The 25,421-nt window shown below is 67.2% G+C and carries 25 protein-coding genes; 11 read left to right on the top strand and 14 right to left on the bottom strand.

From position 1 onward, the window contains the following. Window positions 1–14: 14 nt before the first annotated feature. Both ACGFJ2_RS29510 and ACGFJ2_RS29505 read right to left on the bottom strand, forming a co-directional pair. On the bottom strand, window positions 15–926 hold the full coding sequence (locus tag ACGFJ2_RS29510; protein ID WP_393473637.1) for an RNA polymerase sigma-70 factor: 912 nt from the start codon (window positions 924–926) through the stop codon (window positions 15–17). Continuing rightward, window positions 923–2,128: an NAD(P)/FAD-dependent oxidoreductase gene (locus tag ACGFJ2_RS29505; protein ID WP_393473634.1), complete on the bottom strand. Its 1,206-nt coding sequence runs from the start codon at window positions 2,126–2,128 to the stop codon at window positions 923–925. Before ACGFJ2_RS29505 ends, ACGFJ2_RS29510 begins: the two co-directional genes overlap by 4 nt. A gap of 297 nt (window positions 2,129–2,425) precedes the next feature. Between ACGFJ2_RS29505 and ACGFJ2_RS29500 the strand changes: the two genes are divergently transcribed. The 3 genes from ACGFJ2_RS29500 (at window position 2,426) to ACGFJ2_RS29490 (ending at window position 4,499) form a co-directional block, all read left to right on the top strand. Beyond that, window positions 2,426–3,031: a helix-turn-helix domain-containing protein gene (locus ACGFJ2_RS29500; protein ID WP_393473631.1), complete on the top strand. Its 606-nt coding sequence runs from the start codon at window positions 2,426–2,428 to the stop codon at window positions 3,029–3,031. Next, entirely contained in the window at window positions 3,028–3,387 is a 360-nt protein-coding gene (locus ACGFJ2_RS29495) for a hypothetical protein (protein ID WP_393473628.1), read from the top strand. Before ACGFJ2_RS29500 ends, ACGFJ2_RS29495 begins: the two co-directional genes overlap by 4 nt. Before the next feature lie 194 nt (window positions 3,388–3,581). Next, a complete protein-coding gene (locus ACGFJ2_RS29490; protein ID WP_393473625.1) occupies window positions 3,582–4,499 on the top strand; it encodes a DUF6891 domain-containing protein in 918 nt (305 codons plus the stop codon). 344 nt (window positions 4,500–4,843) lie between these two features. Here the strand turns inward: ACGFJ2_RS29490 and ACGFJ2_RS29485 are convergent, their stop codons facing one another. The 5 genes from ACGFJ2_RS29485 to ACGFJ2_RS29465 form a co-directional block, all read right to left on the bottom strand. Continuing rightward, the gene (locus ACGFJ2_RS29485; protein ID WP_358434328.1) at window positions 4,844–5,029 is read right to left on the bottom strand and encodes a hypothetical protein; all 186 of its coding nucleotides are present in this window, start codon (window positions 5,027–5,029) and stop codon (window positions 4,844–4,846) included. A 493-nt stretch (window positions 5,030–5,522) separates the two neighbouring features. Further along, window positions 5,523–6,548 carry a CU044_5270 family protein gene (locus ACGFJ2_RS29480; RefSeq protein WP_393473621.1) on the bottom strand — a complete coding sequence of 342 codons (1,026 nt, stop codon included), beginning with the start codon at window positions 6,546–6,548 and terminating at the stop codon, window positions 5,523–5,525. Beyond that, window positions 6,545–7,066, bottom strand: coding sequence for an RNA polymerase sigma factor (locus ACGFJ2_RS29475; protein ID WP_358546511.1), 522 nt, complete (start codon window positions 7,064–7,066; stop codon window positions 6,545–6,547). Before ACGFJ2_RS29475 ends, ACGFJ2_RS29480 begins: the two co-directional genes overlap by 4 nt. Before the next feature lie 118 nt (window positions 7,067–7,184). Then, a complete protein-coding gene (locus tag ACGFJ2_RS29470; protein WP_393473618.1) occupies window positions 7,185–7,598 on the bottom strand; it encodes a hypothetical protein in 414 nt (137 codons plus the stop codon). A gap of 679 nt (window positions 7,599–8,277) precedes the next feature. After that, window positions 8,278–8,871 carry a DUF4291 domain-containing protein gene (locus ACGFJ2_RS29465; protein ID WP_393473615.1) on the bottom strand — a complete coding sequence of 198 codons (594 nt, stop codon included), beginning with the start codon at window positions 8,869–8,871 and terminating at the stop codon, window positions 8,278–8,280. A gap of 245 nt (window positions 8,872–9,116) precedes the next feature. Between ACGFJ2_RS29465 and msrA the strand changes: the two genes are divergently transcribed. Then, window positions 9,117–9,629, top strand: coding sequence for a peptide-methionine (S)-S-oxide reductase MsrA (gene msrA, locus ACGFJ2_RS29460; RefSeq protein ID WP_357954715.1), 513 nt, complete (start codon window positions 9,117–9,119; stop codon window positions 9,627–9,629). A gap of 113 nt (window positions 9,630–9,742) precedes the next feature. Here the strand turns inward: msrA and ACGFJ2_RS29455 are convergent, their stop codons facing one another. The 3 genes from ACGFJ2_RS29455 to ACGFJ2_RS29445 all read right to left on the bottom strand — a co-directional run bounded on the left by ACGFJ2_RS29455 (window position 9,743) and on the right by ACGFJ2_RS29445 (window position 13,405). Further along, window positions 9,743–10,159: a PIN domain-containing protein gene (locus tag ACGFJ2_RS29455; protein WP_393473610.1), complete on the bottom strand. Its 417-nt coding sequence runs from the start codon at window positions 10,157–10,159 to the stop codon at window positions 9,743–9,745. Continuing rightward, entirely contained in the window at window positions 10,135–10,446 is a 312-nt protein-coding gene (locus ACGFJ2_RS29450; protein ID WP_393473607.1) for a hypothetical protein, read from the bottom strand. Before ACGFJ2_RS29450 ends, ACGFJ2_RS29455 begins: the two co-directional genes overlap by 25 nt. A gap of 160 nt (window positions 10,447–10,606) precedes the next feature. Then, window positions 10,607–13,405 carry an ATP-binding protein gene (locus ACGFJ2_RS29445; protein WP_393473604.1) on the bottom strand — a complete coding sequence of 933 codons (2,799 nt, stop codon included), beginning with the start codon at window positions 13,403–13,405 and terminating at the stop codon, window positions 10,607–10,609. Between the two features lie 170 nt (window positions 13,406–13,575). Between ACGFJ2_RS29445 and ACGFJ2_RS29440 the strand changes: the two genes are divergently transcribed. From ACGFJ2_RS29440 to rarD, 7 genes are all read left to right on the top strand, one after another. After that, complete coding sequence (locus ACGFJ2_RS29440) at window positions 13,576–13,932, top strand: VOC family protein (protein WP_393473602.1); 357 nt, start codon at window positions 13,576–13,578, stop codon at window positions 13,930–13,932. Between the two features lie 61 nt (window positions 13,933–13,993). Then, window positions 13,994–14,605 (top strand): glyoxalase, encoded by a 612-nt coding sequence (locus tag ACGFJ2_RS29435; protein ID WP_393473599.1) that lies wholly within the window; start codon window positions 13,994–13,996, stop codon window positions 14,603–14,605. A gap of 85 nt (window positions 14,606–14,690) precedes the next feature. Then, a complete protein-coding gene (locus ACGFJ2_RS29430; RefSeq protein WP_393473596.1) occupies window positions 14,691–15,143 on the top strand; it encodes an iron chaperone in 453 nt (150 codons plus the stop codon). Between the two features lie 420 nt (window positions 15,144–15,563). Further along, on the top strand, window positions 15,564–15,944 hold the full coding sequence (locus tag ACGFJ2_RS29425; RefSeq protein WP_393473593.1) for an FAD-dependent oxidoreductase: 381 nt from the start codon (window positions 15,564–15,566) through the stop codon (window positions 15,942–15,944). 81 nt (window positions 15,945–16,025) lie between these two features. Next, window positions 16,026–16,343, top strand: a complete 318-nt coding sequence (locus ACGFJ2_RS29420; RefSeq protein WP_393473994.1) for an NAD(P)H-binding protein — start codon at window positions 16,026–16,028, stop codon at window positions 16,341–16,343. Window positions 16,344–16,892: 549 nt separating this feature from the next. Further along, window positions 16,893–18,236 carry a glycosyl hydrolase family 28-related protein gene (locus ACGFJ2_RS29415; RefSeq protein ID WP_393473590.1) on the top strand — a complete coding sequence of 448 codons (1,344 nt, stop codon included), beginning with the start codon at window positions 16,893–16,895 and terminating at the stop codon, window positions 18,234–18,236. 258 nt (window positions 18,237–18,494) lie between these two features. Continuing rightward, entirely contained in the window at window positions 18,495–19,421 is a 927-nt protein-coding gene (gene rarD, locus ACGFJ2_RS29410) for an EamA family transporter RarD (protein ID WP_393473587.1), read from the top strand. On the opposite strand, the gene ACGFJ2_RS29405 is transcribed toward rarD, so the two are convergent. Genes ACGFJ2_RS29405 through nuoL form a run of 4 tightly spaced genes read right to left on the bottom strand, consistent with a single transcriptional unit; the run spans window position 19,389 to window position 25,402 of the window. Next, on the bottom strand, window positions 19,389–20,378 hold the full coding sequence (locus ACGFJ2_RS29405; RefSeq protein ID WP_357954698.1) for a polyprenyl synthetase family protein: 990 nt from the start codon (window positions 20,376–20,378) through the stop codon (window positions 19,389–19,391). The genes rarD and ACGFJ2_RS29405 overlap by 33 nt on opposite strands. Window positions 20,379–20,388: 10 nt before the next feature. Continuing rightward, window positions 20,389–21,924 (bottom strand): NADH-quinone oxidoreductase subunit NuoN, encoded by a 1,536-nt coding sequence (nuoN, locus tag ACGFJ2_RS29400; RefSeq protein ID WP_393473991.1) that lies wholly within the window; start codon window positions 21,922–21,924, stop codon window positions 20,389–20,391. Window positions 21,925–21,971: 47 nt separating this feature from the next. Then, entirely contained in the window at window positions 21,972–23,531 is a 1,560-nt protein-coding gene (locus ACGFJ2_RS29395) for an NADH-quinone oxidoreductase subunit M (RefSeq protein WP_393473583.1), read from the bottom strand. Beyond that, window positions 23,531–25,402, bottom strand: coding sequence for an NADH-quinone oxidoreductase subunit L (nuoL, locus tag ACGFJ2_RS29390; RefSeq protein WP_393473988.1), 1,872 nt, complete (start codon window positions 25,400–25,402; stop codon window positions 23,531–23,533). Before nuoL ends, ACGFJ2_RS29395 begins: the two co-directional genes overlap by 1 nt. Window positions 25,403–25,421: the final 19 nt, after the last annotated feature.

Here is a 25,421-nt window from a genome sequence, read left to right as displayed (position 1 = left end):
ATCCGGCGCGGACCTCAGAGCGTGCGAATGGCCCCCTCAGCGATGGCCCGAAGTTTGTCCGGGTTGGCGATGTTATGGATGGCGGTGATGCGGCCGTCAGCGTCGAAATCAAAGGTGACAGTGGCGATGACGCGTCCCAGACCGCTGAACACCATGCCCGGCCCGCCGTTGATCTCGACCAGTTCGGCGTTCATGTCGCCGGGCGCGACACCCTGGTACGTGGCCTTGCCGATGGCGCCGAACCAGGCGGCGACCGTCTGGGCGCCCACGACCGGAAGCAGAGCCTGCCGGACCTTGCCTCCCCCGTCGGTCCACAGCGTGACGTCCGGAGACAGCAGTTCCATAAGGGTGTTGATGTCGCCTCCGGTCGCGGCGGCGAGAAAGCGCTCCGTGACGTCGCGCTGCCGCGACCGGTCGGCGGTGAAGCGCGGCCGCCGGGCCCGTACGTGCTCGCGAGCGCGGTGCGCGGCCTGGCGTACCGCCGTCTCGGAACGCTCCACCGCCTGCGCGATCTCGGCATGACTGAAGTCGAAGACCTCCTTCAGTACGAACACCGCGCGCTCAAGCGGACTCAGGGTTTCCAGCACCACCAGCATCGCCGTCGACACCGACTCGGCGCCCGTGATGTCATCGGCGGTGTCGCCGCTGGTGAGGATCGGCTCGGGCAGCCACGGCCCCACATAGGTCTCGCGCTGGTACCGGGTCGAGCGCAGCCGTTGCAGGGCCAGATTCGACACGATCCGTGCCAGATAGGCCTTGGGGTCGGCCACCTGCGAACGGTCGTCGGCCGACCACTTGATCCAGGCATCCTGTACCGCGTCCTCGGCGTCGGCCACGGTACCGAGGACGCGATAGGCCACCGAGAACAGCAGATTGCGATGCTGGTTGAACACCTGCTGGTCGTGCTCCCCGTACGGGCTGGTCATCGCACACCTCGGACACGGGTGAAGCGGCCGCCACGGGGCCAGAACGCACCTGAGGCCGGCATCTTCTTCATACGGCCGTACGTCGGCCAGGGCGAAGCGGTCACCGCCTCCTTATACCGTGCCGCCATGCGGCCGGTCAGATGCACCCGTCGAGGGCTGTCGTCGGGGTGGGTGAACTGGACGACCGCATCGTGCCGTCCCAGGCTCACCGGCGTGTGGTAGTAGCCGAAGCGGAACGGCCTGGTCCGCTTCCCGTCCAACGCACGGACGATCGACACCGCAGCGTGTACACCGGTCGGCATGCCGCCCTGGCAGGTGCCATGCATGACGCCGTAGCCCTGGCGAATCGCGGCCGCGTCGCCCACGGCGTACACATCCGGGTGCGACACCGACCGTAGCGTCGCGTCGGTGACGATACGGCCGCGCTCGTCGACGGTCAGACCGGCGGCGGCCGCCAGCGGCGACACTCGCGTACCGCTCGTCCACAGGACGACGTCGGCGGCGACGCTCTCCCCGCCCGCCAGTTCGACGGAGTCGGGCAGCACCTTCGCCACCTCGATCCCGCTACGCACTTGGACACCCAGGCGCGTGAGCGCGGACTGAAGATATGCCTTCGGCTTGGGGCTCATGGCCGCGCCGGGCTCCTGCCGGCCCAGCAGCACGACGGTCAGCTCGGGGTGCCGCTCAGCGATCTCCGCGGCCGACTCGACACCGGTCAACCCGCTGCCGCCGACCACGACCGTACCGCGACCGAGCCGAGCCAGCCGCTCGGCCAGCACCTCGGCGTCGTGGGCGCTGTTGAGGGTGTACGCGTACTCCTCCACACCCGGCACCGTCACCGTGTCGGCCACGCTCCCCAGCCCGTACACCAGCGTGTCGTAGCGCAGCACGCGGTCGTCGTCGATCCGCACGACCTTGGCGTCTGCCTCGATCGCCGTCACCCAGCCGCGCACGAACCGCGCGCCCGTGCCCTCCAGCAACTCCGGGATGTTCATCTCGGCGACCTGTTGCCCGGTCGCCGAGATGTGCAGCCGCAACCGCTCGGTGAACCGCTCCTGCGGACTCACCAGGGTCACCTGTACGTCCTCGCGGCCCTTGGTCCGAGCTGCTAGCTGGATCGCCGCGGCCATACCCGCATACCCCGCCCCCAGGATCAGAACGCGGTGGGGGGTCGTTGTGCCTGCCTTGCGCTGTGTGGTCATCTTTGTACCTTTCGCTTGGTACGGACAACCACGGGATGCAAGCAGCCCGTCGATCCGTGACATGCGATCGGTGTGACACGCGCCACAGCCGCCGGGCAGGCGACACCGCTGGATCACATGCCTCCAGTCGCATAGGCGATGCTGACGACAGCGTTTCCTCTGCGCCCGGAGTGATCACAGCTGGCAGCACTGCCCCCTGTAATCACCGATACCCCGAGGCGTGGGATCTGCCACAGTGAGCGATGGATCAAGTGCGCTCAGTGGACGATTCGATAATCACGAAGATATATTCGGAACATGCGAAGTGTCAGGCCACCGGCGCTGCCCATCTTCCGTACCGAGACCCAAGCACGCTTCCTGGCAGCCCTGTACCTTCGCCCCGATCGAAGCTGGACACTGGCTGACCTCGCCCGCGAGTTGGGTGTCGGGGCGTCGACCCTGCACCCGGAAGTCCGCCGCCTGGAAGAAGCCGGGCTCCTCACCGCTACGGCAGTCGGCCGAGCGCGAGTGCTGAGCATCGATCAAAGTCACCCCGTCACGAGACCATTGACGGAAATCCTGAGCTACCTCTACGGCCCTCAGGTCGTTATCGCGGAAGAATTCGGTTCCATCCCGAAGACCGAACTGTTGTTCATCTTCGGCTCCTGGGCAGCCCGCCACCACGGACAGACAGGGCCGCCACCACATGACATCGACGTACTGGTGGTCGGGGACGCAGATCGAGCAAAGGTCTATGCCGCAGCGGACCGCGCTCAAGGGCGTCTCGGCATGCCGGTCAACCCAGTCCTGGCGTCCAACCGACGCTGGGAGGCGGCGTCCGACGCATTGATCCGCCAGATCAAGGCGAGTCCCACCATTGATCTCACCGTGTCCAGGGCAGATCGAGAGGAGCATGATCAATGATGAGGTGGACGCGCGGCGAAGCAGATATCGAGCGCATGCTCACCGCAAAGGAACTTCAGCGCATCCAGGGCGACGCCGCCGATGGGGCAGGGTGGCTGGAAAAGGCTGGCGTCGTCCTGTCAAGTGCGCGGGAACTCCTGGAATCCGACCCGAACTCGGCCTACACCTTGGCTTACGACGCCGCAAGATTTGCCTGTGCAGGCCTTCTCGCCCAACAGGGGCTACGCTCCACAACGACCGGCGGCCACTACGCGATCCAACAGGCCATGATGCGCCAGTTCGGCTCCGCCTTCGAGCCCTTCGGCAGTATGCGCCGCCGTAGAAACGAACTCGAGTACCCCAATCTTTCCCGATGAGTCAGTGGACCAGGCGGAAGCAGACCAGGCTCTGACCGCCGCCGAATCCATCATCGAAGCGGCCCACAGGATGATCGGCCATCTGGGTCTCTTCTGAAACCGACGACTGCCGCCGCTGGCTGTGCCCATCGGCTCACCTCCAGGTCTGTCCCATACTCATCAGCACCCCCGCGAGCCGTGTCAACATGGTCGGCATGCTCGCGATCACAGTGTGCACCGAGGACGGCAGCCGACACGTCCGGGTGGCTGCGGAAGAACTCGCCGAACTGGTTCGCCGACTCGGCCAGCAGCGCGACCGTTTTCTGGTCGTCCAGCGGATTCCCGACCTGCCCGACATCTTCGTGCAGGTCTGGCACGAGGAGGGAAGCGACTACACGTTGGAGCACCGCGACGGTGCGCCGAACCAGCACTACCAAGTAACGCTCGACACGTCTGACCTGGTGATCGAGGCCATCACCGGCTGGGCATGTCTGGAGGACGACTGGGATTCCGGGCTGGATTGGACGCAGTTGGACCTGGGCCGCCCGGAGCCCACACCTCCGCTTGAACTTGACGAAGATGATCGGCAAAAGCTCGAGGCGCGCATCCGTACGGTGATCGTGGGCGGGTACGCGACTCGCGCACAGGTAGCCGAGGTCGCGGAGGACTATCTCGTGTCAGGGGACCACCGACCAGTGTCTGCCGAGCAGGCACGGCGACTGGCCGATCGGATGTGGCTGGAGCGTGTCGAGGAGCAGGCCGTCTGGGAAGGCGAGACGGACCCGGAACGACTCACCAGAGCCTTCACGGCCCTGGAAGCCGCAGGTATCACCGCTCGGGAGAACTTCACCTGTTGCCGTTCGTGCGGCCAAGCGGAGATCGGAGCGGCAGGTACAACGGATGCCCGCGGCTTCGTCTATTTCCACACGCAGTGCACGGACTCCGCCGCGGCAGGACACGGACTGTCACTCCTGTACGGCGGGTTCGACGACTCGTCGGACACGACCGTATCCATCGGCCGGCAGGTCGTGGCCACGCTGACAGAAACCGGCCTTTCGGTGGAGTGGAACGGCCACCCCGACCAGGCCATAACCGTCGCACCCCTGGATTGGCGCAAACGGCTCGTCGGATGAGCCCGCGCGGGGGGCGAGGCCTCGTATCAAACGCCAAGACCGCCGGGTCCTCCCGTCCATAGCCTTGGCCAAACGCTCCAGGACCGGCAACGTCGGCACAGTCCCACCGACATCGAAGCGGGCCACCGCCGGCTGAGTCATGTCGGCTCTTTCGGCCAGCTCGCACTGACTCCAACCGCGATCTCCCGTACAGCACGACCGAGTTGGAAGGCCAGACGAGCCGCGTCATACGCCTCGGCCGCCGTGTGCGCTTCGTCTTTATAGCGACACAGGCCCGGTGCCGAACCGGACATCCCACTCGCCATCCAGCGGTGGCACCATAACCCGATCCCCGCGCTTCGGGCTCATACCGAAACCTGCACCGGCCCGAAGTCACCGCTCGTGGGTTTGCGTGCCTCGACGTAATGCGCAGGGTCGGCCTTGACTCTGGCGATAGCCCGCCATCCCGCGATGTCCTCCCGGGTAGTGGCATCGACATCCAGCTCGGCCGCGTCGGAGAGCGCTTCGACCAGTTCCAGAGTGAAAAGCACGCAGTTCGTCCGAGGACAGGTGGCGAACCCACGGGAAGACCTCCGGCATTGCTACGACCAGCGCACGCGCGGCGGGATCATGCTTGATCAAGGCAAGGAACAGCCGGGACGCGGTGGCCAGCGTCTGTTCGCGCTCCTCTTCACGGTCCGCCGCAGTCAGGTAGAAGTCCGGAGCATCCCGATGTGTGACACGCACGCGCCCCAGGCGTGCCGCGCGCTCGGCGACCGCTCGGGGATTCCTCGACAAGTCAGAAAACGTCACTGCGTCGGCATGGCTAGTGCTCACTCGTTGGGTTTACGTCAGAACACATTCTGATATAAGCGATCGAGCTTATCCTGACCAGACGGTTCTAGGCTCGGGATTTGATCGCCGGCCTCTTAGCCGTCTGACCAGGCATCTAGCACCTGGAGGCTCCTAACCTCGCTGGGCTCCTTCGGGCCTGAGCCACGTGTGACGATCACTTCGAAAGGCAACCCATCCGGTGCGCGCGTTCTAAAGCCGGCCCGTACAGCCGCGACACTTGGGAGGCGCCACCGGCCGCACATCGCTCCAGCCCACCTTCCTGATGATCCTGGCATCCCACGCAACACCCTCGGGACTCAGCCCTTGCGTCCCGAGGAACTGTCCAGACCTGGAGTCGATCACCAGCTGACCTCCCTGGTACTGGAGAGCCAGCCCGTTGAGCCCGAACGTGCCGGGAACCTCGTCGACCACCTTGAAGCCCGGCGCCTTCGCCAGGAGAAGGTAAGCGGCAGCCCTGGTGCCGGGCGTCGCCGGTGAGTTGATGAGCTGCCTGGCGGCCCCCGCGAGCCATGGCTCGCGTTCATCGGCACCCTGAGGGTCGTAACTTGACAGCAGCCGCGCCCTGAGCGCCGCTGGCTCTTTGGGGAGGTCCCGCAGTTCCGTCATCGTCGGCTTCAACCCATCGGCGAGCTCCAGCCCCTGATCCAGGTACACCGAGCCGTATGCGGGCATGTTCTTGTCGCACCCCCGCGCGGGGCACAGCTTGGGCGAGCCGTCCCGTCGCCACGTCTTCAGGCTCTCGGCCGTGTACGGTTTCGACGACATCGGCTCGCGCCAGCCGTAGACCTCGCGGTTGGGCCCGAAGGCGAGCACCTCCATGGCCCGTGTCTCCACCTGTATGGCCCGTACCTCGGCCTTGTAGTTGTACTCGTCCTTCGTCCGCATGACGTCCTCGATGTCACGTCGCCAGAAACGACCCTTCGCCTCCGGTGTCGCCGCCAGCTTGGCGGCCGCGGCTTCCAGCTTCTGCATGGGCGTGACCGCGACAGGCTGCACCGCAGGCCGAGGTACGAGAACCGTCACGGCGCCGACCACGAGCGCCACGGCCGCCGCCACGAGCGCCATGCCCGTCCACGGCCTCCTGCGCACCCGTGCCCTGGACGCAGGAGGAATCGGTGCGGCTGCGAATACCCGCGCCCGCGCCGCCGCCAGTTGGCCGGCCGACGGGGTCGGCGTGTCGGGCATCAGCGAGTCGATGACCTGGAACTCGTTCATTCCAACCCCTCACGAAGCTTGGTCCTGGCCCTGCTCAACCGGGACGCGACCGTCCCCGGGGCGATTCCGAGCGCCGCCGCCACCTCGTCGTACCTCAGCCCGGCGTACGCGATGAGCAGCACCACATCGCGCTCCCCCTGTGACAGCCGCGCCAGCGCCCCCGCCAGCCGGTCGACCGTCACCTTCGCGGTGAGCCAGTCCACGATCCGCTGATCGTGTCCTTCGTCGTCAGGTGGCGGCCCCGTCCGGGCTATGGCACGGTACCTCCGCACCTCGGCACGCCGATGCCGGCCGATGAGGTTGGTGGCGATGCCGTACAGCCACGGCCTGACCTCGCCTACGGCCGAGTCGAAGCGGTCGCGCTGTCTGAAGGCGATGAGGAACGTCTCCGCCGCCAGGTCTTCGGCTACGTCGAGGGCGAGCCTGCGGCCGATGTAGCGCCAGATCTCCTCGTAATGGGCTTCGAAGATGGCCTCGAAGACGCCAGGAGCAGTGATCACACCCTTGCTTGCCCGCAAGCGTGCGATTCTTCCAGGAAATTTTGAGCAGCCGCCCCAGAGGGATGGCCTCCCGGAAACACAAGGCGGCGGATCTGGAGGGACGGCTCACCCGGCGAGACGGTTGTCGCCGTAACTGCTAGCGAACCCACCCCGGCGGTAGATCGTTCGGCGCTCGAGTCCACCACCATCGGGTCTCGTTCCCCACTGCGAGGGGCCGCCAGTACCGTGCGAGCTGAGCGCCGCCGTCCTCGTGCGTCACGGCGCGATAGCGCTCGTCGAGGCGATCCAGCGTGCGGGTGAGCCTCGTGTGAGCCGTTCCTTGCAGAGCCTCGCAATACTCTTCCAGACCATCCCGGACAGTCAGGTCATTGAGGTACGTGTAGCCAAAGTCCCGGCCTGGCCACCCCTCCTCCATGTCGTTGATCAAGTCCTCCCATATCGAGAAAGAGGAGAGAACGCCATAGATTGGATCCCTTGTCTGCGCCGCCTGTTCGGGCGTCCGGCCCTCTTTCTCCACGGCGAGGCGCTGAAGATCGAGGACCCTGATCATCTGACGTTCGTCGGGAGTGAGGCTTCCGGCCAGAGCCTCCGTCTCACTGCCACGCCGCGTAAGGCGAATCATTACTCCCCGTCGCTGATTGTCAGACCGACGGGGCAGGTCACGCCCGTCCCGCCGATCCCGCAGTAGCCGTTTTGCCGCAATATCCCAACGCGTCACTCATATTGGACCGACCCCAGTTAGGTGCGCCGCAGACCAATCACCATTCTCCTGGCAGGTGGGATCGCGAAGAGCAGGCCAACTGCTGCGGCCCACACGAGGAGAATGAAGATCGGATCACTACCGAACACGAGTCCCACAGCGTAGAAGACGACGAAGTAGAGGACGACTGCGGCGATAACCCCACGAAGAAACCGCACGACATCAACCCTACGTCGAGAAGAGGGAAACGGGCCGTGTCCAGATTCTCAGCCGCCTGCCGGATCAGGTGTCATGGGTGATCACAGGGACTTCAGGCCCCGCATGATCAGGTCGATGGCGTGACGCCAGGAAGCCACAGCCTCCTCCTCTGACCGGCCCAGGCTGTGGCTGGCGAGCCCGGTCGCCTGGACGGCTCCCATCAGCGCGCCCACCGCGGCCGCGCGGCCAGCATGATCCCGCGCATGAACCGCTCGATCCGCAGGTCGGACAGCTGCCGGTCGCCCGAGGCGATCAGCACGCCGAGGAGGTGTCACCCCCGTAGGTGAGCAAGAAGCTCGTCTCCAACGGGATATGAGCGTTCCTGGGGCAGCAGCCGGGCGGCGGAGTCCAGGTCACCGCCGCTGACGAGGGCGTGTATCTCGTGGGCGAGCGGGGTCATGTCGCGGATGGCGACCGTCCATTCGTCGGCGTAGCGTCGTACGGCCTCGCCCGAGAGGCCGAGTTGCAGGGATCGGTAGGGAAGAGGCTGCAAACGCAGGCCCCGCTCGGGGTCCCACTGCACGCGGGCGGGGGCGCGCTTCAGCTGACGCTGCCAGGTTTCGCGGTCGGGGTGTACGTCGCGAGCGTAGGTCGACAGACACGCGTGCCGCAGCGCCCATTCGAAGCCGTCACGGTTGATCTCGACGGCGAGAACGGTCTCCTGTCCTGCCTTGGCGCCCCAGCCGCACCGGTACATCATCCACAGGAACGACGGCTTGATCCACGTCATCCTGTTCCGTTTCCACGCGGCGGGAAAACGGCCGTCGCGGACGGCGGGCAGGCCGATTTGCGGGTCGTACGCCTGGTAGACGGTGATCGTTGAGTTCGAATAGGCGGCACGGATTTCGCGTTGGGGTTGATCCATGGTCTACAGCGTGAGGGGCGGTCGGCTCAGGCGGCCAGCGAATTTTCGGATGGCCGTTCACCGCGACGGAGCGACCGTGCGGATTGCCGTTGCCGCGACCCACCGCGCCGGCTCCTTGTCCGTGGCTTGCCACCGCGCGGGCACGGAATCGCGTGGAACCCTCGCGCGTTGAGAAGAGCGGGCATGGGATGCCGGTGGTGTGCCGGCCCGAACGACCGAACTGACGGATCTGGGAGGGGGCCGTAATGGCTACGCAGACGCAGAGGGCCGTGCTGGCGGGCGGATGCTTCTGGGGGATGGAAGAGCTGATCCGCCGCCTTCCGGGCGTGACGGCGACCCGGGTCGGATACACCGGAGGCGACGTGCCGAACGCGACGTACCGTAACCACGGGACGCACGCGGAGGCCATCGAGATCCTTTTCGACCCCGAGACGACCGATTACCGCGCGATCCTGGAGTTCTTCTTCCAGATCCACGACCCGAGCACCAAGAATCGCCAGGGCAACGACATCGGTCTCAGCTACCGTTCGGCGATCTACTACGTGGACGACGAGCAGAAGCGGATCGCCGAGGACACGATCGCCGATGTGGACGCCTCCGGGCTCTGGCCGGGCAAGGTCGTCACCGAGGTGGAGCCGGTCGGCCCCTTCTGGGAGGCCGAGCCCGAGCACCAGGACTACCTGCAGCATTACCCGAACGGCTACACCTGCCACTTCCCGCGTCCGGGATGGCGGCTGCCCGCCCGCACGGAGGGCTGACCGCGAGGCGGCTCGGCGGTGGGCGGGGACCGACCCGCGGAGGGCCGCAGGTGTGGCCGGACGGTTCACCTCCTGCACCAGGTCCGGAGACCCCCGCACGGCTCTCAAGCAGCCTAGACAGCGACTGCCTGCACTGCTTGGCCGCACAATTTGTTCATGTCGTCCTCGTCAGACGTCAGGATGACGGCGGGGCGCACCGAGCGCAGTGCTGTGGCCGCGACAACAGCGTCGATGGCGTACTTGTGACCGTGCAGGCGGGCATCTCGAAGAAGCTCGATCGCTCGCGAGGAGATGTCCTCGGTCACCGGCTCGATCTTCAACCGGGACAGATACCACCGGAGCCGATCGCTTTTGACCCGAACGTCTTGCGCCTCGATCGGTGTCATGGCGCTGACCACGACTCGAAAATCGTTGTCCTGCGCCTCCCGTACGAACGCTGTCACTCGCTGGTCGGCTTCGCACCACTTCACGAGCCCCTCGCAATCGAGCACGACGGTGCCCGCGCTCAACCGGCTTCGTGCGCGCGCCATCCGTCCTCATCCTGGAGTTCGGGCGCCGACTTCACACGGCGGAACAACTCCGCCGCCTCATCACGCAAGGACCGCGGGATCGGCCCAGAAGCGGCCTCATTCGCCTGCAAGGCCTCCTCCAGGAGATCCCGCTCGATCTGACGCTCCACAGCGGCATCGACGTAGGCGGAAAACCCGCGGGCCCCGACTCGCTCTCGGACAGCGCGAATATTGCCCGTTCTCAGGGACACACTGACCTTGGCGGCCGGGCCCTCTCCCGGGGCGAACTCTCGCTCTGGCATGCTCATGGATTCAGTTTACTACCCGAAGTAGCAAAATGCCGGTCCTCGCGTGGCAGTGCTGACCGCGACCGCTCCCGAGCCGCAGCGCGGACCGATGACCGTCCGACGCGCGACGGGTCACCGCAACGGCTGCCTGCTCGTTCCTCAACCCCGTACCACTCTGAGGTCATCGTGGGTGCCGGGACAGGGCGATCGGGGCGAAGCCGAGATCGGCCAGCGCGGCCGCGCCGCGCTCGGCATGGTCGTCGCCGGCGAGCACCATGGTCCGTGCGGACTGGTAGCGGCAGCCGGCGGCGTCAAACGCATCCGTCGTGGCGAGCAGCGCCTCTTGGTCGCCGACGAGGAGGGCTCCGGCTCGCTCCACAAAGGCTGTGGCGACCGGGTTGCCAGCCACGATCGTTCGGGCCTCGGCCAGACGGTCGCGGGCGTCGGGGCTCCCGGCGAGTACGGCGGCCTCGGTGCGTAGCGCGACATACCAGTGGTGCCAGATCCAGGTGACCCACTTCCACACCTGCCTGGGCTCGAGGGTCATCCGCTCCAGCGCCTCCGGTGCCTGCCCGCGGTGCAGCAGGAGTATCGCGTCGAAGACCGCCTTGTAGCCGTAGGTATGCCCTGTTGGGGTGCCGAGCTGATCCAGGACCTGCTGCCATTCGCGCCGGGCGTCATGGTCGTCGCGGAGGCCGTGGATCATCGCCACAGCGGCCACCGCCGGGCGGAGGAGCGAGCGGGCGGGGCGGTCTGCCCGCCGCCACGCATCGAGGAACCGGACGCTGCCGGTGAGCACCTCGTCAACGTTTCCTGCCAGCGCGTCAACCATCAGCAGCCGGCACGTAGCACGGTGACCGACCTCCGCCAGCGATGGATGGTCGGCCAGCCGGCGTGCCCATCGGCGGGCACCTGAGACATCCCCCGCGCCGAGGCAGGCCTCGGTGACCATACCGAGCGCGTCGATCAGCTCGTGGGTGCCGGCCGGCGAGATCGGCAGAGATGACAGGAACGTGATCCGGCGCCGGGCCGTGGCCGCGGTGGCGAACGTGTCGCCGGCCCAGCTCTGAGCGCCGGTGAGCGCGTCGAGTGCGGCCGACTCGGCGAGCGGGTCACCGGTCCGGCGGGCGAGCTCGACCGCGTGCTCGGCGCGCGCGATCGTCTCCGGTACGGCGTTGCCGGGCGGGCCCTGGGCCGCACCGAACGCGTCGGTGAGCACCGCGGCCTCAGCCAGCGCCACCGCGGCCTGCGCGGCCGGATCGTCGCCGGCCAGCTCCCGCGCCTCGGTCATCAGCGCGAGCACCTCCTCTCGGGGCGGGAGCCGCACGAACGTGGTCGAGAACCGGAACGCGATAATGGCGGCGGTCGCCAGGTCGGCGGCGGCGCCGGCGCCGTCACCGGAGCTGCGGGCGGCCTCCGCGGCCGCGCGGCGGAGGCGGTACATGTCATCACCAATGGTCCGGCAGCCGGCCACGGCCGCGGCCTGCCGAAGCATCGACGCGCCGGCGGCGGGATCGGTCGCGAGCGCGGCCGCCTGCTCATAGCGCCGCTGGGACTCTCCAGTCAGGTTACGGGTGAAGGTCAGCTCCGCCAGGTGCTGGGCAAGATCGCAGGCGTCCGTGCGCAGCTCCGGCCGGTCGGCCGCCCACGCCAGGGCCGCGCGGAGGTCGTCGGCCACCAGGTCGAACCGGGCCCGCCAGTCCGCTCGTACCACCGCCAGGGCGACGGCCTTGGCCAGGCACCAGCGAAGGTGCCGGGACCGAGCGTCGACCAGTTCACCGGCCTCGGCGAGCCGCTCCGTGCCGTACTGGCGGATGGTCTCCAACGCCCGGTACTCCGTCCCGCCCTGCGACACGGTCACCACCAGCAGGCTCTGTTCGGCGAGCCGGGCCAGTCCGTCGGCGACGAGGCCTTCCTCGGACCCGGCCACCTCCGCCGCCGCAGCCGCGGTGAACGGCGCCACGAACACCGACACCCGGCGCAGCAGCGCCCGATCGGCCGGCTCCAGGAGGGCATGGCTCCAGTCCAGCGCCGCCCGCACCGACCGGTGCCGCTGATCGGCACGAGAGCCGCCGGTCAGCATCCGCAGCGGATGGGAAAGGGCGGCGGTGATGCCGTCCAGCCCGAGCGCGGGATACCGGGCGGCGGCCAGCTCGATCGCCAGCGCCATTCCATCCAGCCGCTCGCAGATCGCGGCGATCTGGTCGCGCAGTGGAGGGTCGAGTGGCCGACCGACCGCCGCCGCCCGCTCCATGAACAACGCAACCGCGTCCGACTCGCCGTCGCCGGGCAGCGACAGTGGCGGAACCTCATACACCCGTTCGAACGGCACCATCAGCCGTGCCCGGCTGGTCACCAGCACCGTCACCCGAGGGCACGTCGCCAGCAGCCGCTCGAGAAACAGCGCCACCCCGTTCACCACTTGCTCGCAGTTGTCCAGCACCAGCAGCGCATGACGGTCGGCCAGCGCGGCGACCACGGAGTCGGTCATGTCGCGTCCAGGCTGCTCGCCGAGGCCGAGCGCCCCGGCGACCGCAGTGGCGATCATGCCCGGATCGGTGACCGGGACCAGGTCGGCGAACCACACCCCGTCGGAGTACTCGCCGGCTACTTCCGCGGCCACCGTCAACGCGAGCCGGGTCTTGCCCACTCCGCCGGGACCGACCGCGGTCAGCTGACGGTATGCCTTGATCATCCCGGCCAGCTCGGCCCGCTCACTCACCCGGCCGACGAACGAGGTCAGCGGGGCCGGCAGAACCGCTGCCGGCTGCGACGGGGCAGCGTCGGCCGACTTGGGCGCACGCTGGGCGAGCGCCCGCCGATCCGGCACCCCCAGCTTGCGCAGCAGCGAGGAAACGTGGCTCTCGACGGTACGCACCGAGATGACCAGCCTCGCCGCGATCTCGGCATTGCTGAGATGGGCCCCGACCAGTCGCAGCACCTCGGCTTCCCGCGGCGAGATGTCCACTCCTGTTCCCACCGCCCCAGTTTGCCGCATCCCCCATCCGCAGTGGCCACCGTGCGCGATCCGTGCCGTCAATCCGTGGCCGGGATCCGTGGTCACCACGGATGTGGACCAGCCAGGCCGGGAGAAAAGCTAGGAACACCGCAAACAACGGGTCGATGTGACCCACGACTACAGGAGTGACCATGATCGGCTCTTCCACCCGGGGAATCAGGACCGTGCTGCACCCCGTGTCCGACCTGGCCAAGGCCAAAGCGGTGTATGCGGCGCTGCTCGGCATCCCGCCGCAGCACGACTCGCCCTACTACGTCGGCTTCGATGCCGAGGGCCAGCACATCGGGCTGGTCCCGGGCGGTGGACCGCAGGACATGACCTCGCCGGTGGCCTACTGGCACGTGCCGGACATCGAGGAGAAGCTGGCCGAGGTGATCGCCGTGGGGGCCACCGTGAAGGAGGCCGCGCACGAGGTCGGCGGCGACCGCCTCGTGGCCACCGTCATCGACCCCGACGGAAACGTCCTCGGGCTGATCCAGGACCGGTGAGCAGCGGACCCGTCCCTGCCGCATCCGCCACGACAAACCCATCTCGCTCAAAGGACCTGCCATGACCTCCCTCGAAACCGTCACCCTGGAAGTTCACGACCCCACGGCCTCGGACGCCTTCTATCAGGCCTTCGGGCTTGGGCCCTTCGTGAACGTACGCGCCTCGGATGCACCGACGACCGGCTTCCGTGGGTTCGCGCTGTCCATCGTGGTCTCCCAGCCGGGCAACGTCGATGCCCTTCTCGGCGCCGCCCTCGACGCCGGCGCCACGACGCTGAAGCCGGCCACGAAGGGATTCTGGGGCTATGGCGGCGTCGTACACGCCCCTGACGGGACGATCTGCAAGATCGCGACCTCGAAGAAGAAGGACACCGAACCTGCCGCCCGGCAGATCGACCAGGTCGCCCTCCTGCTAGGAGTCGCGGACGTCAAGGCGAGCAAGCGGTTCTACGTCGAGCGCGGCCTGAGTGTGGCGAAGAGCTTCGGCGGCAAGTACGTCGAGTTCGACACCCCGTCATCGGCCGCCACGCTGGCGCTCTACCCGCGCCGCGCCCTCGCCAAGGATACCGGCGTCTCCCAGGAGGGCACCGGATCACACCGGATCGTGATCGGCAGCGATGCCGGACCCTTCACCGACCCTGACGGGTTCGTATGGGAGACGGCATCCGCCTGAGACACGCGGTGGGGCATCTCAGCAGCAGGACCGTGAGGCCCTTATCCAAATTCCGAAATCAAGATCCTCAAGGAGGAGATTCGCCATGAGCAGCACTGAAAGCAGCGCCTACCAAAGGTTCACGGCTGAGGAGCGGGCCGCGATGAAGGAGCACGCCCAAGAGCAGAAGAAGGCAGTGCGCCGCAGCTCACGTGCGGACAAGGCAGCGCAGGATCAGTGGGACGTACTCGCCAAAATCGCCGAGATGCAGGAATCGGACCGGATCATGGCCGAGCGCATCCATACCGTCATCACCGCCGGCGCCCCGGCCCTCGCGCCGAAGCTCTGGTATGGCATGCCCGCCTACGCGCTGGACGGCAAAATCGTCTGCCACTTCCAGCCTGCGGCGAAATTCAAGGCACGCTACGCGACCCTCGGGTTCAGCGACCAGGCGAACCTGGACGACGGCTCGATGTGGGCTGCCGGTTTCGCCCTGACCGAGGTGACCGTCGAGGTGGAGGCGCAGATCAGCACGCTGGTGAAGCAGGCAGTGAGCTGAGGATCGCGCACCACGATCTGGATCACGTGTCTGTTGAGATAGTTGATGGCGGTACGTCGGCGATCTGGTACTGATCGAGTCACTGTCCTGCCAGGTTGTCCGTGCACATCCTGCGTCGCCACGAACAGCGACCGGCGGGCCAGACCGGCGGTGGAGCGGCGGCTGTGCGAGCACGGCGCACGTTACCCGGCCTCATCGCCGGACGCACTCCTCGGTGACGACCGCCCTCGTAACCGCTGCCCGCGTGGAACCGGCGATGTAGGTCGGCACGAGCCGTCCAGCCCGCACGCCAGGTCGCCGACGAAGACCGCCGGGGGCCCTGAGGCGTCCCGTAACGGACTGCTCAGGCCTCACCCAACGTCAAGCCGACCGGGCAGGCCACGCCCGTCCCACCGATTCCGCAGTACCCGTTCGGCGACGGTGACTGCGACGGCCATCCGCAGCTCCGTACCGGTCCCGCGGTGGTCCCCCAGCGCGATCATCCTGCTCGGCGACGCCATACACGCCATGACCCCGGCGCGCGGCACCGGTGCCAACACCGCCTTGCGCGACGCCGCGCTGCTCACCCGCCTCCTTCCTGCCGCCGCTCGCGGGGAACAGCCGGTGCTGGAGGTGATCGGCGAGTACGAGGCGCAGATGACCGAGTACGGCTTCGCCGCCGTCCGCGCTTCGCTCGCCGAGCTCAAGCGGCAGACGTCGATGGACAGCCGCGCCGGCCTCGCTGTCACGAGGACCGCGTTGTGCCTGCTCGACGCGGTGCCCCCGCTCAAGCGGCGCGTCTTCGCCGATCTCAGCGAGTAGGGAACGACACATGAAAATCACCGTTTTCGGGGCGACGGGCGGCGTCGGCAGCCGGGTCGTAGGCGAAGCCGTGGACACGACATCACCGCCTGCGGTCGGCGTCCGCAGGCCCTGGAAGATCTTGTCACGAAGAGCCGCCGCTACGCCGCCGGGCCACCGGCCGTCGTGATCGGCGACGCTCGTGACCCGGACACCGTTCATCGGGCGATAGCGGGTGTGGCAGCGGTCATCGCCGCCATCGGCCCTCCCGGCCGCCACGGCCCGCACCACACGGCAGCCGTCGCCAAGGTCATCATGGACGCCATGACCGTCCTGTCCGTTCCGCGGCTGGTCATCACCAGCGCTTACCCCATCGTGGCGATCCGTCCGCGCCTGCCCCTCGATCGGACGGTGGCTTGATGCCGTCGGCGCCAGTGCGACCAGTGCAGAACCTGCCGGGTGGTGCGGTAGCGGGTCAGGATGAGAACGGCCGGCAGTCGGCGGATCTCGGGCAGGGTCAGTTCGATGTGCTCCTCGTCGCCTTGCGGTTGGGCGGCGGCAATGGCGGCGAGGAAGGCCAGGGCGAGAATGGCCAGGGTAATTCGCGCACAGGTGGCCGAGATCGCGGAGGACTATCTCGTGCACGTCGGCCTGAACGACTCCTCGGACACGACCGCATCCATCGGCCTACAAGTCGCAGCCGACTGACAGAGACCGGCCTCGTCGTCGCTCGCCCGGTCCACCCGCCATTCAGGGTCGCTCGGCCGATGATGCCGCTCGCATCCGGCAGAACAGCCTGGCGTCCTCCGTGACAGGTCACGACCCTGCGACGATCAGTGGCTCACGATTATGGTCCGTTGTGACAGTTCTGAGAACGGCCGAAAATGCGCCCGGTTCGTCCTGATTTTGCGTGCGGATCGGTCTAGAGCTGATTTAATCCTCAAGTTGATCTCTAGGGAGGACTGTGGCGTGACGGAGCCGAAGATTCCGAGCATGGGGCGTAGAGCGTTGTGGGGCACCGCCGCAGGACTGGCGAGTGCCGCCATGATCGCGAAAACCCCGTCTGCGGCGGCGGAGACGGCCCCGCTGGACTGGTTCAATGTCAAGAACTACGGGGCGCTCGGCAACGGGGCCGATGACGACACCCCGAAGATCCAGGCCGCGATCGATGCAGCGGTGGCCGCTGGAGGCGGAACCGTGTACTTCCCCGCGGGGGCGTACGCGGTCACCCCGACGGCCGGCGTCCCGGCCTTGTCCATCGGTGGCAACGGAATCCGGCTGGTCGGCGCGAGCAGCAAGGCCTCCACGCTGGTCAAGAAGGCGAACGGCATCCTGTTGCGTATGTCCGGAGCCCCAACCGACACGAGCGGGTCGAAACATCGGCGCTACTGTTCGATTGAAAACCTCGGGTTCAACGGCAATGGCAAGACCGGGTTGCTGCTCGAGCTTTACTACAATGACAACTCCTACTTTCGTGATGTTTTCATGTCGAGCAACAACGACCTGTGCATCGACGCCGTCGAGTTCTGGGACTCCAGGTTCTACAATCTGGCGATCGAGGAGAGCACCGGCACAGCGAACAGCGCTACGCAGCCCAACGTGTGGCTTCGGAACTCCTCGGCCATGACCGGCTGGGGATACAGTGCCGACAACGTCAACCAGATCCATTTCATCGGATGCCGCATGGAGGCATTCGGCACCGGTGCCTTGTGGATCACCCAGGGCACCGCGAAGAACAATAATCCCAATGGGATCTATCTGACAGACTGCAAATTCGAAACCTCCAGGATGCAGGGCGGTCCTCATCTGAAGGTCGACGCGTCCTGTAGGCATGTCTATGCGTCCAATATCTACGCTTACGCGGGTGGTTTTGCCTCCGGGTATTCCACTGCGCAGAACATCATCGCCTGGGCGGGAAGCGTCAGCGCCCTGGAGAACGTGTTGATCGCCAACAGCTCGGCGGCGACCGTCAACTCCGGGATCGATCTCTACTCCGGCTCCGGCTCGACCGCCGTCCTGCGTAACGTCGTGGGGCGCTACTCCACAAAGCCGACCGGCACTCACATTTACTACGAAGCCTCAAGCACCGGCGACTTCCGGGTGGAGAACTGCTACGCGAACATCGGAGGGCAGGCCGGCGGTACCATCCCAACCAAGAACCAGCCGAACCCGCCGCTGCGGATGGTCGCGGGCGCGGTCAGCGACGCCTCATTCACGCACACTCCGGTCGACGGGACACTTGCGGTCGACTCGACCAACAGACGCCTCTACGTACGAGTAAGCGGCAAGTGGCTGTCGACGGCGCTGAGTTAGCGGCGGCCGGTCGGGATCCTGCGGCCGGAGACGTGTCCGTCCAAGTTGGCGGCATGACGCAGGACACCGGACTACGACGCTGGCGGGACCGCCTCGTCAGAGCGTCCGCCGGACTGACCATCGATGTCTTGATGCCGCCGAACAGCCAACCCATCGCACCACCTGCTGACTGCTATGCCACCTTTTAGAAGCCCTAAATATTTCCGTACAGCAATACGCATTTGTGTTTAAAGGTGGTAATGCCCGAAACTGGACTACATGCCTGACCTGAGGCGCGGTGTGCTGTTCGGGGCTGCCGCCTACACGATGTGGGGATTGTTCCCCCTGTACTGGCCGCTGCTCAAGCCGTCAGGAGCCGTTGAGATCCTCGCGCACCGCATGGCCTGGTCACTGGTCGCGGTCCTGGTGGTGCTGGCCGTGCGGCGCCACTGGTCCTGGATGAGAGAGCTGCTCAAGGAGCCCAGGAAGCTCGCGCTGCTGACGCTGGCCGCCGTGATCGTCACCGTCAACTGGGGCGTGTACATCTATGCCGTCAACGCCGGTCAGGTGGTCGAGAGCGCCCTGGGGTACTTCATCAATCCGCTGATCAGCGTGTTGTTCGGGGTTGTGCTGCTCAAGGAGCGCCTCAGGCGGCTGCAGTGGGTGGCGGTGGGGTTCGGGACACTCGCCGTGCTCGTGCTGACCATCGACTACGGCCGGCCGCCGTGGATCGCGCTCGCGCTGGCCGTCAGCTTCGGTCTGTACGGGCTGGTCAAGAAGCAGGCGAACGTGGGCGCGGCCGAGAGCCTCACCGTCGAGACCCTGGTGCTGCTCACCCCCGCGCTGGGCTACATCCTCTATCTCAGCCTGACCGGGCAGTCCACGTTCGGAACCGAGGGGATCGGCCACGCGGCGCTCCTGGTCGGGGCGGGCGTGATCACGGCGGTGCCGCTGCTGTGCTTCACCGCCGCCGCCATCCGGGTGCCGCTCAGCACGATCGGCCTGCTTCAGTACATCGCGCCGGTCCTGCAGTTCCTGTGCGGGGTGCTGGTGGCGAAGGAGACGATGCCGGCCAGCCGCTGGATCGGGTTCTCGATCGTGTGGCTGGCCCTGGCCGTCTTCACTTACGACAGCATCCGTACGGCCCGCGCCACACGGGCCGCGATCCGGAGATCACCCAGAACGCTCGACAACGTAGTCACATAGCGCCAGAAATGCGTTCTTGGCGGGGATGTCTGGGAGGCTGGAAAGGTCGGTACGAGCCCGGTTCACCCAGGCATCCAGCTCGGCCCGCGCCTGTCCCATGGCCGGGTGCGCCCGCAGCAGCGTCAGCGCCTCGTCCAGGTCCGACTCGGCCACCGGCCCCGACAGCAACTCCGCCAGCCGCGAGGACGGGTCCGAGGCCAGAGCGTAGAGGACCGGCAGCGTCCGGATACCCTCCCGAAGATCCGTCCCCGGCGTCTTGCCCGACTCCGTCGAGGTGGACGCCACGTCGAGCAGGTCGTCCCCCAGCTGCCAGGCCACCCCGACGGCCTCGCACGCCCGGCTGAGCCGCTCCTCGACGTCGGAAGGCGCCCCGGACAGCAGCGCCCCGAACCGGCCGGAGGCCGCGATCAGGGACCCGGTCTTGTCCGCGAGCACGCTGATGTAGTGCGCCACCGGGTCCTCTTCGCCGCGCGGCCCGATGGTCTCGCGGATCTGACCCTGCACGAGGCGGGAGAAGGTCTGGGCCTGTACGCGGATGAGCTCCGGCCCGAGGTCGGCCAGGAGGTCGGACGCCTGGGCGAACAGGTAGTCACCGGTGAGGATGGCCACGGTGTTGTCCCACCGGGCGTTGGCCGACGGCGAGCCCCGGCGTACCGGAGCCTCGTCCATGACGTCGTCGTGGTAGAGCGACCCGAGATGGGTCAGCTCGATGACCACGGCGCCGGGCACGACTCCCGGCGCCGACGGATCCCCGAACTGGGCCGCCAGCAGCACCATCAGCGTACGGAAGCGCTTGCCCCCGGCCTCGATGAGGTGCTTGGACGCCTCCGTGACGAAGGCGTCCTCGCTCTCCACCGACGAACGCAGCAGCTTCTCGACGGCGGCCAGTCCGTTGGCCACGTCCTGCGCCAACCGTTCGTCCTCAATGGGAAGGTCAACCACGGGAGGCGCGGACATACAGATCCCCTTATCTGATGAACAGGCCGGATGCAGCCTGGTTGGCGAGGTCGAGCATGGGCTGCGGGAAGAGCCCGACTCCTACCGTAATCAGCAGCGCGATGGCGATGACGGCCACGGTCCCCATACTGGGCACCGCGATCGAGGGGCCGTCGGCCGCCGGGTCGCTGAAGAACATCAGGACGATGACGCGCACGTAGAAGAACGCGGCGATCGCGGAGGCGACGACGCCCAGCACGACCAGCCCGGTCATCCAGCCCCCGAGCGAGTCACCGGCCTCGGACCCACTGGCCAGCGCGGCGGCGAACACGGCGTACTTGCCGAAGAAGCCGCTGGTCAGCGGGATGCCGGCGAAGGCCAGCAGGAAGAACGCGAAGATGCCCGCCAGGATCGGCGAGCGCTTGCCCAGCCCGGCCCAGCGCGACAGGTGGCCCGCCTCGCCGCCGGGGTCGCGGACCATCGTGACCACCGCGAAGGCGCCGACCGTGGTGATGCTGTAGACGAGCAGGTAGAACATGATCGCCGACAGCGACTTGGCGTTCTGCGCGCTCTTGTCGAACGTGGCCATGACGCCGATCAGCAGGAAGCCCGCGTGCGCGATCGAGGAGTAGGCCAGCATGCGCTTGATGTCGGTCTGCGTGATCGCCAGGATCGCGCCGACCACCATCGTCAGAGCCGCCACGGCCCACATGACCGGACGCCAGTCCCAGTCCAGGTTGCCCAGCGCCACCCAGAACACCCGCAGCACGGCGCCCACGGCCGCGACCAGCGTGCCGGAGGCCATGAGCGCGGTGATGGGCGTCGGAGCGCCCTGGTAGACGTCCGGCTTCCACGCCTGGAACGGCGCCGCGCCGATCTTGAACAGCAGGCCGACGCCGAGCAGCGAGACTCCGAGCAGCAGGATCGGGTCGAGCAGCGAGCCGGTGGCCAGAGCCTTGTTGATGCCGGTGAACGACACGGTCCCGGCGTAGCCGTAGATCATGGCCGTGCCGTACAGGAAGAAGGCCGAGGAGAACGCGCCGAGCAGGAAGTACTTCATCGACGCCTCCTGCGACAGCAGGCGGCGCCGGCGGGCCAGGCCGCACAGCAGGTACAGCGGCAGCGACATGACCTCAAGGCCGACGAACATGGTCAGCAGGTCGTGCGAGGCGGGGAAGAGCAGCATGCCGCCCACCGCGAACAGGACCAGCGGGTAGACCTCGGTGTGCGAGCCACCGGCGGCCTCGGCCTCCTCCTCGTCGGCGCTGCCGGGCACGGCCGCCGCCGAGGCGACGAAGTGGCCCTCGTCGTTGATCATCAGCACGCAGACGAACGACAGGACGAGGATGACGCCCCAGATGAACAGCGAGGGTCCGTCGACCGCGACCGCGCCCATGGCGACCGGCGCCGTCGGCACGGCGCCCTTGACCACCTGCACGATGACCAGCGCGAACGCGCCGGCCAGGGACAGCAGGGTGAGGGGTACGTGGATCGACTTGCGCATGTAGCGCGGCGCGAACGCCTCTACGAGCACACCGACGACGGCCGCGCCGAAGACCAGCAGCATCGGCGCCAGCGTGCCGTATTCGATGGTCGGCGCCACGACAGCGTCGTTCACTGGCCGGCCCCCTTCTCAGCGATAGCCGGGTTGTCCACTTTCACGTTGACCAGCGTCTGGGTGACCGTGGGGTTGATCACGTCGAGCAGCGGCTTGGGGAAGAAGCCGAAGCCGATGATCAGCGCGATGAGCGGCGCCAGGACGACGATCTCGCGCACGTTCAGGTCCTTGAAGGCCTTCACCGGCTCGGCGGTCGGCCCGTTGAGCGCCCGCTGCACCATCCACAGGATGTAGACGGCGGCCAGGATCACGGCCAGCGCGGAGACGATCGCCGCGACCGCGAGCGCGCCGGACCCGAAGGCAGAGCTGGTGTAGGTGCCGATCATCACCATGAACTCGCTGACGAACGACGACAGCCCCGGCAGCGAGAGCCCGGCCAGACCGGCGATCAGGAAGAAGCCCGCGAGCAGCGGGGCGACCTTCTGGACGCCTCCGTAGTCGGCGATGTGCGGCGAGCCGCGCCGGGCGATGAGGAACCCGGCGGCCAGGAACAGCGCGCCGGTGGCGAAGCCGTGGTTGACCATGTAGAGCGCGGCGCCGGACTGGGACACCTGTGACATGGCGAACACGCCCATCACGATGAAGCCGAAGTGCGAGATCGACGTGTAGGCGATGAGCCGCTTCATGTCGGTCTGCCCGATGGCCACGATCGCGCCGTAGATGATGCTGATGACCGCGAGGACCACGATGGGCATCGTGAACGCCTTGGCCGCGTCGGGGAACAGCTCCAGGCAGAAGCGGAGCATGCCGAACGTACCGACCTTGTCGAGCACGCCCACGAGCAGCACGGCGGCGCCGGCCGGAGCCTGCGCGGCCGCGTCGGGCAGCCAGGTGTGCACCGGCCAGAGCGGCGCCTTGATCGCGAAAGCGATGAAGAAGCCGGCGAACAGCCACTTCTGCGTCGCGGGGTCCTGGATGACGCCGACGAGCTCGGGGAACATGAACGTGCCCTTGCCCGCGACCACGTACAGCGCGATGACCGCGACCAGCATGAGCAGGCCGCCGAACAGCGAGTACAGCAGGAACTTGACGGCCGCGTACGACCGCTGCGCGCCGCCGTACGACCCGATCATGAAGTACATCGGGATCAGCATGGCTTCGAAGAAGACGTAGAACAGGAAGATGTCGGTCGCCGCGAAGACACCGATCATCATCGCTTCCAGCACCAGCAGCAGCGAGAAGTACGTCTTGACCGACCGCTTCGGGGTGATCAGCGTGCCGTCGGCGCTCTGCGTGCCGTCGGCGTCGTGCCAGGAGGCGAGCACCACGATCGGCACCAGCACCGCCGACAGCGCGATCAGCACGAGCGCGATGCCGTCGACGCCGACCCCGAACTTCACGCCGAAGCTCGGGATCCAGTCGTAGACCGCCTGGAACTGGAACCTGGGGCCGCCCGTCTTGAACTGGACCGCCATCACGAGCGTCAGCACCAGCACGACCAGGGACACCAGCAGCGTGGCCTGCTTGGCCAGCTTGTCACTGCCCTTGGGAAGCAGGGCCACCACGATGGCGCCCAGGACGGGCACCGCCATGAGTATCGGGAGCCAGGGTGACATCAGATGTTCCCAACGAGGAGCAGGGCGCCTGCCAGGAGGGCAGCACCGAACAGGATGGACAGCGCGTAGGATCTGGCGAAGCCCGTCTGGATCCGCCTGAGACGCCCCGAGGTCCCGCCGATGCCCGCCGCCAGGCCGTTGACCAGCCCGTCGATGCCGCGGTTGTCGAAGTACACCGCGAAGCGGGTCAGCCACTGGCCGGGGCGCATGAACAGGGACTCGTTGAGCGCGTCGCCGTAGAGGTCACGACGGGCGAACGTGGTGAGGAAGGAGCCGCGCGGCGCCACGGCGGGCACCTCGGCCCTGCCGTACCTGACCCACGCGAAGCCCGCCCCGACAGCGACCAGCGCCAGCGTGACCAGGCCGGCCGTGCTGGTGAAGTCGAACTCCGGCCGCTCTTCCGCGGTGCCCACGGCGACCTTGAGGAAGTCGTACAGCCTGTTGCTCAGGATCAGGTAGCCGCCCAGGAAGAGCGCGCCGAGCGACAGGATCATCAGCGGCCACGTCATCACGGCGGGCGACTCGTGCGGGTGCGCGTCCTTCTCCCAGCGCTTCTCGCCGAAGAAGGTCATGAAGACCATCCGCGACATGTAGAAGCCGGTGATGCCCGCACCGAGCACGGCCAGCCAGCCGAGGATCGGCTGGTGGTGAACGGCGGTCTCGATGATGCCGTCCTTCGTGAAATATCCGGACAGCAGGGGGAAGCCGATGATCGCCAGGTAGCCGATGAAGAACGTCGCGAAGGTGATCGGCATGTGCTTGCGCAGCCCGCCGTACTTCCGCATGTTTACTTCGTCGTTCATGCCGTGCATGACCGAGCCGGCGCCGAGGAACAGGTCGGCCTTGAAGAAGCCGTGCGTGATCAGGTGACCGATCGCGAAGGCGTAGCCCGCCGGGCCGAGGCCCGCGCCGAGCATCATGTAGCCGATCTGCGACATCGTCGAGCCGGCCAGGCCCTTCTTGATGTCGTCCTTCGCGCAACCGATGATGGCACCGGCCAGCAGCGTGGCCGCGCCGACGATCGAGACTGCGAGCGCCTGCGCTGAGTCCGGCGGGAAGAAGAACGCACCGGAGCGGACCACCAGGTAGACCCCGGCGGTGACCATGGTCGCGGCGTGGATGAGGGCCGAGACCGGGGTCGGGCCCTCCATCGCGTCCAGCAACCACGACTGCAGCGGGAGCTGCGCCGACTTACCGCAGGCGCCGAGGAGCAGCAGCAGGCCGATCGCGGTGACCGCGCCGCCGGACGGCGGGTTCTCGGCGATCTGCTTGCCCAGCTCGCTGAAGGTCAGCGTGTGGAAGGTGGCCAGAATGATGAACATGCCGACCAGGAGGCCGAAGTCACCGACGCGGTTGACGATGAACGCCTTCTTGGCCGCGACGGCCGCCGAGGGCTTGAACTGCCAGAACCCGATGAGCAGGTACGAGGCCAGGCCCACGCCCTCCCAGCCGATGAACAGCCCGACGTAGTTGTCGGCCAGCACCAGCAGGAGCATCGCGGCGACGAAGAGGTTCAGATAGGAGAAGAACCGGCGCCGCTCGGCATCGTGCGACATGTAGCCGATCGAGTAGATGTGGATCAGCGATCCGACACCCGTGATCAGCAGCGCGAAGCTGATCGACAGCGGGTCGATCAGCAACCCCATGTCGACCATGCCGGGAATGAACTCATACAGATGTACGGCCTGACGGCGCTGTTCTTCCGGTAGGCCGATGAGCTCGAAGAAGGTCAGCACCGCCACGACGAACGAGGCGAGGGACATGGCCACGCCCAGCAGATGGCCCCACCGGTTCGTCATGCGTCCGAGGATCAGCAGGATCGCCGCACCCAGCAACGGGAAGGCGATCATCAGCCAAGAGGCCCCGATCATGCCGCCGGCGGTGTGCTGG

Source organism: Nonomuraea sp. NPDC049028 (assembly GCF_043197735.1).
Taxonomy (GTDB): domain Bacteria; phylum Actinomycetota; class Actinomycetes; order Streptosporangiales; family Streptosporangiaceae; genus Nonomuraea.
The sequence above is the reverse complement of the archived record's forward strand: the minus strand, read 5'-3'. Positions and strand labels throughout refer to the sequence as shown.